This is a genomic window from Moorena sp. SIO4E2 (assembly GCF_010671945.1).
Lineage (GTDB): Bacteria > Cyanobacteriota > Cyanobacteriia > Cyanobacteriales > Coleofasciculaceae > Moorena > Moorena producens.
Genome location: NZ_JAAHIE010001278.1, coordinates 1 through 1297, shown reverse-complemented (window position 1 = coordinate 1297; position 1297 = coordinate 1). Strand labels below are relative to the sequence as shown.

Genomic DNA, 1297 nt, shown 5'->3' with positions numbered 1-1297 from the left:
TCTAGAGATAATTGTTGAATTCCTTCTAGAATTTCTGAGGGAATTGCACCAAGTTTACCTTCCAGTTGACGGGATATCAGTCCCTGCATTACTAATCTCCCTTCTTCCCGGCCTTGTTCTATAGCTTGACGAATTTCACCTTTGCGGTCTTCCATAAACAATTCTCGTTTGTGTAATTCCTCCAAGTCTTTTCTACTCATATTGGCTTGATTAGCTATGGTTAGCGCCTGAGCAATTTCCGGGATTTATGATAGCGATGCAGCGCGGTCTTGGGGGTTTCCCCCATGAGCGACTGCATCAAGAAAGGTCTCGGGAATTGCTTCTAAATTTGGGGCTTCCTTCAGAAAATATATCCATTTCTCCGATGCCGTTTCTAACTCTTCTAAAGACCGGGAAAATTTCGGCAGTTCCACAAACACCATGGTTAGGTGTTGGTTTCGGTAGATAAAATTATCTTGGTATTCTTTAAATACAAAACGAGTGAGATATCGGTCGGTTTGCTCAAACATAGTGAAGTCTGTAATTGTTAAAGCAATCACCGGCTTCAGTTTAGAATATCCTTCTCCATATTTTAATTGAGTGCTATAGGTTTTGGCGAGATTATAGATTACTCGTTTATCAAAAGCTGGAACATTTAACACTTGCATTTCAATAATTACCGTAGAGCCGTCATTGAGTATAGCTTTGACATCCAGGTAGGTATCCTTCAGCTCCGTAGTATAGCCAGCATTGTATGGGTCAATAATATCTAAGTTATTTATCCTAGATTCTCCTTGATAGATTAAAGCATCTAGAAAGCTGATCAGAACTTCTTTACTCTCAGAGGAACCAAAGATTTTCTTAAAAGCAAAATCGGTTTTGGGGCTGATAAATCTCATGGTTAATTTGTTAATATTGATGGTTAATTGATTAATTTTACTGGTACAGCACTACTACTTAATAGGCTTGTAGGGTGGGCAAAAACCGTTTAGTTCTTTTGATAATTCTAGATCCTAGAATTTTGCCCACCCTACTTAATAGGCAAAAACTTAGTCATAGCTTACTTCTGACTTCTGACTTCTAACTTCTGACTTGCGCGTAGCGCTATATCATTGGTTATCCCGCAACCAATTCGACAAATCGACGCTGGTGGTAAAATCTGCCATAGCAACTCCTAACGCTTCTAGTTGGTCTAGAGATAATTGTTGAATTCCTTCTAGAATTTCTGAGGGAATTGCACCAAGTTTACCTTCCAGTTGACGGGATATCAGTCCCTGCATTACTAATCTCCCTTCTTCCCGGCCTTGTTCTATAGCTT

At 39.6% G+C, this 1297-nt stretch carries 1 protein-coding gene and 1 pseudogene; both read right to left on the bottom strand.

What is annotated here, in order from left to right; all coding sequences use genetic code 11:
* Positions 1 to 878, bottom strand: a pseudogene (locus F6K37_RS42935) (Rpn family recombination-promoting nuclease/putative transposase); the annotation flags it as partial.
* A 210-nt stretch (positions 879 to 1088) separates the two neighbouring features.
* Positions 1089 to 1297, bottom strand: a 209-nt coding sequence (locus F6K37_RS42930) for a DUF4351 domain-containing protein (RefSeq protein ID WP_287257286.1), incomplete at its 5' end; no start/stop codon positions are given.